Source organism: Kitasatospora sp. NPDC058406 (assembly GCF_042722765.1).
Classification (GTDB): Bacteria; Actinomycetota; Actinomycetes; order Streptomycetales; family Streptomycetaceae; genus Kitasatospora.
The window spans coordinates 1-7485 of the sequence record NZ_JBHXKE010000340.1; the positions used below are offsets into that span (position 1 = coordinate 1).

At 73.5% G+C, this 7485-nt stretch carries 7 protein-coding genes; 4 read left to right on the forward strand and 3 right to left on the reverse strand.

What is annotated here, in order from left to right:
• Nucleotides 1–62 precede the first annotated feature (62 nt).
• Entirely contained in the window at nt 63–758 is a 696-nt protein-coding gene (locus ACFWOG_RS37760) for an alpha/beta fold hydrolase (protein ID WP_380363992.1), read from the reverse strand.
• Between the two features lie 369 nt (nt 759–1127).
• Here ACFWOG_RS37760 and ACFWOG_RS37765 point away from each other — a divergent pair, with 369 nt between their 5' ends.
• Nucleotides 1128–1877 (forward strand): ABC transporter ATP-binding protein, encoded by a 750-nt coding sequence (locus tag ACFWOG_RS37765; protein ID WP_329951704.1) that lies wholly within the window; start codon nt 1128–1130, stop codon nt 1875–1877.
• Nucleotides 1874–3568 (forward strand): hypothetical protein, encoded by a 1695-nt coding sequence (locus tag ACFWOG_RS37770; RefSeq protein WP_380363994.1) that lies wholly within the window; start codon nt 1874–1876, stop codon nt 3566–3568. The genes ACFWOG_RS37765 and ACFWOG_RS37770 overlap by 4 nt, the downstream gene beginning before the upstream one ends.
• 197 nt (nt 3569–3765) lie before the next feature.
• Here the strand turns inward: ACFWOG_RS37770 and ACFWOG_RS37775 are convergent, their stop codons facing one another.
• Nucleotides 3766–4272 (reverse strand): ArsR/SmtB family transcription factor, encoded by a 507-nt coding sequence (locus ACFWOG_RS37775; RefSeq protein WP_380363996.1) that lies wholly within the window; start codon nt 4270–4272, stop codon nt 3766–3768.
• A gap of 58 nt (nt 4273–4330) precedes the next feature.
• Between ACFWOG_RS37775 and ACFWOG_RS37780 the strand changes: the two genes are divergently transcribed.
• Nucleotides 4331–5242 carry a S41 family peptidase gene (locus ACFWOG_RS37780; RefSeq protein WP_380363998.1) on the forward strand — a complete coding sequence of 304 codons (912 nt, stop codon included), beginning with the start codon at nt 4331–4333 and terminating at the stop codon, nt 5240–5242.
• Nucleotides 5243–5246: 4 nt separating this feature from the next.
• Entirely contained in the window at nt 5247–5393 is a 147-nt protein-coding gene (locus ACFWOG_RS37785; RefSeq protein ID WP_380364000.1) for a hypothetical protein, read from the forward strand.
• 618 nt (nt 5394–6011) lie between these two features.
• Here the strand turns inward: ACFWOG_RS37785 and ACFWOG_RS37790 are convergent.
• Nucleotides 6012–7334: a glycoside hydrolase family 18 protein gene (locus ACFWOG_RS37790; RefSeq protein WP_380364002.1), complete on the reverse strand. Its 1323-nt coding sequence runs from the start codon at nt 7332–7334 to the stop codon at nt 6012–6014.
• Nucleotides 7335–7485 lie beyond the last annotated feature (151 nt).

Here is a 7485-nt window from a genome sequence, read left to right on the forward strand (position 1 = left end):
CCCGCCCCCCTGGGGCGGGCGGCCGACCGGCCGCGATTCCGCGCACTCTCCCGGCGCTGCCGTCACAGCCCCAGCAGCAGGTCCCGCACCGCGGCGGGCCGGGACAGGAACGGATGGTGACCGGCGTCGAGCTCGACGACGCCGCCGGCCCGGCGGGCGAACTCGCGCTGCAGGCGCGGCGGGGTGCCCCGGTCCCGGCCGCAGACGACGTACGTCGAGGGCACCTGCTGCCACGCGGCCGCCCCGACCGGCTGCCCGGTCACCCGCAGGCTCTGCCGGGCGAGGTGGTTCGCCGCCTGCGCCCGGACGTCCGGGCCGCAGTCCTGCAGGAACGTGTCCACGAGCAGCTCGGGACGGACCCCGAAGGTGCCGGCGTCGGGATCGACGTCGAGGTACGGGGCGGGACCGCCGTCCCCGAACTCCGACAGGCTCTGCCCGACCTCGGGCAGGTAGCTGGAGGTCAACACCAGGTGGCGGACCGACCCGACATCCGCGGCGGCCTCCGCGGTGACGATGCCCCCGTAGCTGTGGGCGACCACGACGGTGGGTTCGTCACCGTCCAGCAGCACCTGCCGCACCGCCGCCACGTCCTCGGCCAGCCCCGGACCGCCTCCGCCCCCGGGCACGCCCGCCTCGCCGCAGCTCGGCAGCGCCGGCGCGACGCTCCGCACCCCTCGCTCCTGCAGCAGCCCGGCCGTGCGGTGCCACCACCACGACCCGTCCCGCACGCATGCCCCATGCACGAACACGACCCTCATCGCTGCCTCCACGTCGGCTCCGACCTGCCCTTCGATCAACGGTGGACGCGGCCACTGTGACGCCGGGAAGCCGAAGATCGTTCACGGAACCGCGGCGCCGGAACCGGCGACCTCACCGGCCGGCGCCCCCAGGGCCGGGCACGCCGGCCCCCTCGTCCCACCCCGGCGGCCACGGGACACGCCACTGCGTCGAGTGATCACCCGGCCGCCCGCCCCGGTATGCCGCCGGACACCCTCCGCGTCCTGCCGCCCCCTCCCCGGCCGAGCGCGCGAGGCTCCCCCCGATCCAGGCCGACACCACCCTCGCCCGGGTGGCCGTCGCAGGGTCGGTACTGTGACCGGACACCCTGTTGAAAGGCGCCCTCCTCCATGGCCAACAACGCCGCCGAACCACGTGCCGCAGCCCGCAAGGCCCTGCTGCAGCTGACCGGCGTCAGCCGCTCGTACGGCGAGCGGGAGGTGCTGCACCCCGTGAGCCTGTCGCTCGCCGCCGGAGAGTGCGTGGCGCTGCTCGGGCACAACGGATCGGGCAAGTCGACCCTGCTCAGGGTCGCGGCCGGCCGCGACGTACCCAGCAAGGGCACCGTGACCTTCGACGGCATCCCGATGGACGAGAACGACCCCCGGGTCCGGGCCCGCGTGGCGGTGGTCGGCGACACCGTCGCCTGCTACCCCGACCTGACCGTCCGCGAACACCTGCTCCTGGTCGCGGTCGCGCACGGGGTCGCCGACGCGCCCGACTGGGTCTCCCAGGTCCTGGCCGACCGGATGCTCACCGAACGGGCCGACGCGCTCCCCTCGGCCCTCTCCTCCGGACAGATGCAGGCCCTGCTCCTCGCCTGCGCGCTGGTGCGCCCGCGCGATCTGCTGCTGCTGGACGAGCCCGAGCAGCGGCTCGACCCGGACGCCCGCCGACACCTCGCCGACCTCCTCAAGGCCGAACTGGCCGACGGCGTCGCCGTGTTGCTCGTCACCCACCACACCGACCTGGCCCTGGACGTGGCCGACCGGGTGCTGGTGCTGGAGGACGGCAGGATCCTCAAGCAGGGCGCTACCCGCAAGGTCCTGGCCGCGGAGTTCGCCGCCCGCACCGCCGCAGGCTCGGCAGGTGCCCGGTGACCACCGCCCACCCGGAAACCGACCCCGCCGTCGAGCCCTGGACGGACGACGACGACTGGACCGACGAGACCCTCGCCCTGCTGCGCACCCTGCGCACCCCCCACCGGCGCAACCGCGCCAAGTCGGTCGGCTTCGCCGTCTACTGCGTGGTACTCATCCTGATCATCTGGGGCGGCGTACCCAGCCTCGGACTGTTCCTCCAGGCCTCCATGGGCGCCGACTACACCGGCCACGGCAGCGACCTCCTCGCCGCCATGCCCGCCGGCATCACCGCGATCGGCCTGGCCGCCTTCCTGCTGCTGGTCCGGGACGGCCTGTGGCGCGGCCCCGTGGTGCCGCCCCGGGCGGCGGCCGACTGGCTGCTGATCCACCCCGTCCGGCCCCGTCCCGTACTCCGGCCCTGGTTCTGGCTGTCCTGCGCCGTGGCCGCGTTCCCCGCCCTGGTGGCGGCGGTCGGCGGGATGGTCGCGCTCGGGCTGACCGTGCGGGTCGGCCTGCCGGCCGCACTCGGCTGGTGCCTGCTCGGGGGACTCTGCGTGCCGCTCCTGGCCACCTGCACCGCCCTGGTGGTGGAGCGCAGCGACCGCGCCGCCCGCTGGGTACGCCGGCTCACCCCGTACCTGACACTGCTGATCATCGCCCTGGCGGCACAGAGCGCGCTGGCCGTCGCCGGCCACCCGGTGCGCTGGCTGGAACTGGTCGAACTGTGGTCGGGACCCTGGGGCTGGGCGGCGATCGCCGCCCTGGCACCGACCCCCGCCGCCGTCGCGGGCAGCTGGGTGGCCGCCGCGCTCCTGCTGGTCTCGACCGCTGCCGCCCTGCTGCTCGCCGACCGGGCCGCCGCGACCGTGCCACTGGCCCGCCTGCGCGAGCGGGCCAGGACGGCCGCCGGCGTACTGGCCGCACTCCGGACCGTCGAACTGCGCAGCGCGCGGCTGGCGGTGAACAGCGCCAACGGCGCCGCCCGCCAACGCCGGCTCCGGCTGCCGCCGCCCAGCCGCGCCTGGCTGGTGGTGCCGTGGCGGGACACCCTCGCACTGCTCCGGTCCCCTGCCCGGCTGGGCCGCGCGGTGGTCCTGGTCGTACCCGCGCTGTCCTGCGCCGTCCTCGCGCACGGCGCCACGGGCGGGCTGTCCTGGCTGGCCACCGCCGTGGCGCTGGTGTTCGGCTACCTCGCCGTCGCCCAGCTGCTGGAACCGGCCCGCATCGAGACCGACGACGTCCGACGGGCCTCCTGGTCGCCGTACCCGTTCGCCGGCCTGATGCTGCGCCATGCGATCGTGCCGACACTGGCCGGGCTCCTGCTGGGGCTGGCCTGCGCCGCGGCGCTCCTGGCGGCGGGCACCGGCCCGGCGGCCTGGCTCGCACCGGCCGCCGCTCCGGCACTGGTCGCGGCGGGACTGGTGAACGCCTGCCGCGGGGTGCTGCGCAAGGACCTGATGTTCTCCCCGGCCCAGGGCGCGGGCGGCGGGACGGGCCCGCTGCTGTTCGCCGCCTGGTACGCCGCCGGGCCCGCCGTGGGCGTGGCGTTGCTGACGCCGATGTTCTCCTCGGCCCTGCGCGGCGGGACGGTCGAACAGGTCGGCAAGGCGGCCCTGATGGCGGTGGTGGTGGCCGTCCTCCTGCTGCGCTGGGCGCAGGCCAGGGCCGCGAAGATGAGCAAGGCCCGCCCGGGGGAGAGCACTCCCTAGACCCGGACGCCGCAGGTCGTTGACCTCCCGGGTCCGATCAGGGGCTCTGTCTGATCAGGCGGAGACCGTGCTCCAGGTCGAACCCGCCCGGGACCGACGGCCGACACGGCTCCCGCTCTGCGGGATCGAGGACCGGTCGTACCGCACCCCGATTTCCGCACCCCGATCTTCCGCACCTCGCTCTACCAGCAGGCCGGCTAAGCCCCGGCCTGCTGGTAGAGCGCCACCAGGATTCCGTGCACCGGCCCGTCCTCCGAGTCCTCCTCCGTCTCGTCGACCAGCCCGGCCAGTGCCTCGGCGAGCCGTGCTGCCTTGGCCGGGCTGAGCCGGAGGTGGCGCAGTGTCAGGAGGTGGTCGGCGGGTGAGCGGTCCAACTCCTGGGCGACGGCGCCGAACAGCGCGGCCGTGCCCTCGGCCTGCGGTTCGTCGACGAGGAGCCGCCCGGCGGTCCGCCGGTAGTACTTCTCGGTGCCGCCGCGTACCCGTCGCGTTCCCGCGTCCTGGACCAGCCCTGCCTCGGACAGCACCCTCAGGTGGTGGGAGACGCTGCCCTTGTTCACTCCCAGTTGCGCGGCGAGGCGGCTGATCGTCGACGGCCGGCCGCTGAGGGCGAAGAGCAGGCGCTGGCGCAGGGGATGGGCGAGCGCGGCGTGCTGCAGGGGCGTGCTGATCCGCTGTACGTCTTCGTCCGGTTGGTGGCTCACGAGATCAAGCGTTAAGGACGGTTGACGCTTTGGCAAGTCGGCTGGTCTACTCCCTGTCATGACCTCCACCACAACGCCCACTGCGTTGGACGCCGCCACCGTTGTCGAGTCCGTCGCCGAGCTCGTCGGCGAGAACTACGTCTTCCCCGATGTCGCCCGGGAACTGGCGGCCCTGCTGCGGAGCCGCAGCGCCGAGGGATCGTACCGGATCGAATCCGCGGAGGAGTTGGCTGAAGCGGTCACCGCGGACCTGCGGTCCGTCAACGGTGACCTGCACCTGGCCCTCAAGCACCACGCCGTGCCGGTGCCGCCCGAGCAGGGAGCGGCGGCACTCGCCGCGATGCGGAGGCAGTTCGACGCCTCCCTGGGCGGTGTTCCGCGTGTGGAGCTCCTCGACGGGGGCGTCGCGGTGCTGGAGATCGCACCCCTGCTGTTCCCGCTGGACTGGGCGGCGCAGCCGCTGGCCGCGGCGCTCTCACTGGTGGCACCCGCCCGCGCCCTCATCCTCGACCTGCGCGGCAACGTCGGTGGCGATCCGAACACGGTCGCCTTCGTCTGCGGCTACCTGCTCGACGGCCGGACCAAGCTCAACACCATGGTCTCGCGGCAGGGGGAGGTGGCCGAGCAGTCCTGGACGCCCCCGTTCGTACCGGGTGCCCGCTTCGGCGGCGACAAGCCGCTCTACGTGCTGACGAGCGGACGCACCTTCTCCGCGGGCGAGGAGCTCGCCTACGACCTGCAGCAGCTCGGGCGCGCCGAGGTGGTCGGGGAGGCCACCCGGGGCGGCGCGCACCCGCGCGAGGGCTGGACGGTGCACCCGCACCTGGAGCTCAGCGTGCCCATCGCCCGCGCGGTCAACCCGGTCTCGGGCACCAACTGGGAGGGCACCGGCGTCCGGCCCGACGTGCCGTGCGACGCCGAGGCGGCGCTCGACCGCGCGCTGACCCTGGCCGTGGCGCGCCTGATCTAGGCCTGTGCCTCTCGCCTCTCTCGCCTCGCAGCCGGGCTCGTACGCGCAGACGGCCAGGGACTACTTCGAGGGCGTAGCGGCGCGGGCCGACAAGGACGGGGACGGCATGGTCACCACTCAGGAACTCACGCAGGCCGTCCTCGCGAGCTGACATACGCCGGCCTCGGCCGGACGGGACAGCAGTCCGCTACGGGGACACTCGGGAAGCCCACTGTCTCCGGCCCTTGGCGAAATGAGCAGCACGCAGCTGACGACGGCGCAGGGCCGTGCTCTGGATGCGCGAAGGGCCGGCGGCCGGCGATGTGCCTGTTCCTCGGGCAGGGCCACGAGGAGGTCGCGCGGCTGTTGGGCGAGGACTCGGTGACGGACGGCGGGTGTGGCGGGTGCCGACAACCGCCGCGCGCGGTCGGGCCCGTCGCCGTCTGGGCCCGGAACCGTTGAAGGTCCTGTTCGCGCGGGTGTGCCGTTCGGTGGCGGTGCCCGGGACGGCGGGTGCCTGGTACCGGTGCCGGCAGTTGGTCGCGGTGGACGGCACCACACTGGGCCTGGCGGCCTGGCGGACACCGAGGCCGGCGACGCCTTCTCGGCCGCCCGGGCTCCACCCTGGACGAGATCAAGACGGCGGTAGTCGGACGGTCGCCACAGGCCGATGAGAATCAAGGCGTTGTCGGCGGTGCAGCACGTGTCATGGGCAGGGGGCCTGCGTATTCGGCCGCCGCACCCGGCGGCGGCCGGGTCGCCCCGCCCGCCGCCGGGTCATCACCGCAGGTCAGCGCCGCAGACCGCGGTCCAGCGCGGCGATCAGCGAACCCTGGGCGTCGTCCCCGTCCAGGGACCAGACCATCACGCCGCCGAGACCGTTCCGCCGGGTGTAGCGGGCCTTCTGGGTGGCGGTGGCCGGGTTGTCGTACGTCCAGAACTCGGTGCCGTCGTACTTCCAGGCCGCGCCGTACTCGCGGTCGGTGTGCACGGTGCCCGGCAGGTCCTTGATGGCCTTGTAGGGCAGCTGGCCGCTGCCGAGCGGGGACATGCCGGTGGCGGGCTGGTAGAGGCCGTTCTTCGTCCCGGCGGGCACTCCCGTCCAGCCGTAGCCCCAGGACGGCACCCCGAGCACCGCCTTGCGGGCCGGCAGGCCGCCGGCGAGGTAGTGCCGCACCACCCGGTCCGCGCTGTAGCTGTCGCTGGTGCCGGAGGGGTCGGCCGGGTCGGTGTAGAGGTTCGCCTGGTGGTTGGTCGGGCCCTGCGGCTCCCAGGAGCCGTGCATGGTGTAGGTCATCAGGTTCAGGTAGTCCACCTGGCGGGCGACCTTCCTCAGCTCCAGCCGGTCCGCGACGTCGGTGTTGGCGGCGACGGCGGCCGTCAGCAGGTGGCGCCCCCGCCCGCCGTCGCGCACCGCGTCCAGCTGCCGCCGGAACTCGGCCAGCAGCAGGGTGAAGTTGCGGCCGTCCTCGGGGCGCACCGAGTTGTCCGGCAGACCGTCGCCGCCCGGGTGCTCCCAGTCGAGGTCGATGCCGTCGAAGACGCCCGCGCCGCTGCCCGGGCCGCCCTCCGGAGAGCCCAGCTGCGGCAGGTTGCCCTTGATGTAGAGGTCGACGCAGGAGGCCACGAACTTCTTGCGCGCCGCGTCGGTGGCGGCCACGTCCGAGAAGTACTTGGACCAGCCCCAGCCGCCGATCGAGATGACGGCCTTCAGGTGGGGGTTCTTGGCCTTCAGCTTCCGCAGCTGGTTGAAGCTGCCCTTCAGCGGCTGGTCCCAGGTGTCGGCGACGCCGTCCACCGAGTCGGCCGCGCTGATCGGGCGCTGGTAGTCGACCCAGGCGTCGGCCTGGTCGGCCAGGTTGTCCGCGAAGCAGGTGCCCTCGGGGGAGATGTTGCCGAAGGCGTAGTTGATCACGGTCAGCTTCGCGGCCTGGCCCGAGTCCTGGACCTTCTTGGGGGAGAAGCCGCTGTAGGCGCTCCACGCGGTGAAGTAGGCCACCCGGTGGCCGGGCAGCCGGCGGCTGTCGTCGTCATCGGCGTGAGCGGTCGCGGGGGCGGCGACGAGCGAGGCGAACAGAGCCGTCGCCAAGAACGCGGAGGTGCGTCTGAACATACTGGTGGCCTTGTCTGAGTGGGGTCAGATGGTCTGTACCAATCGTGAGAAGAGATCTAGGTGTACTGACCACGGAGGTTGGTGACAGGGCTCACGGCGTGGTGATCTTGAAATGAGTGAGGGCCTTCTGGCTCGGTGTGGATTGCGACAT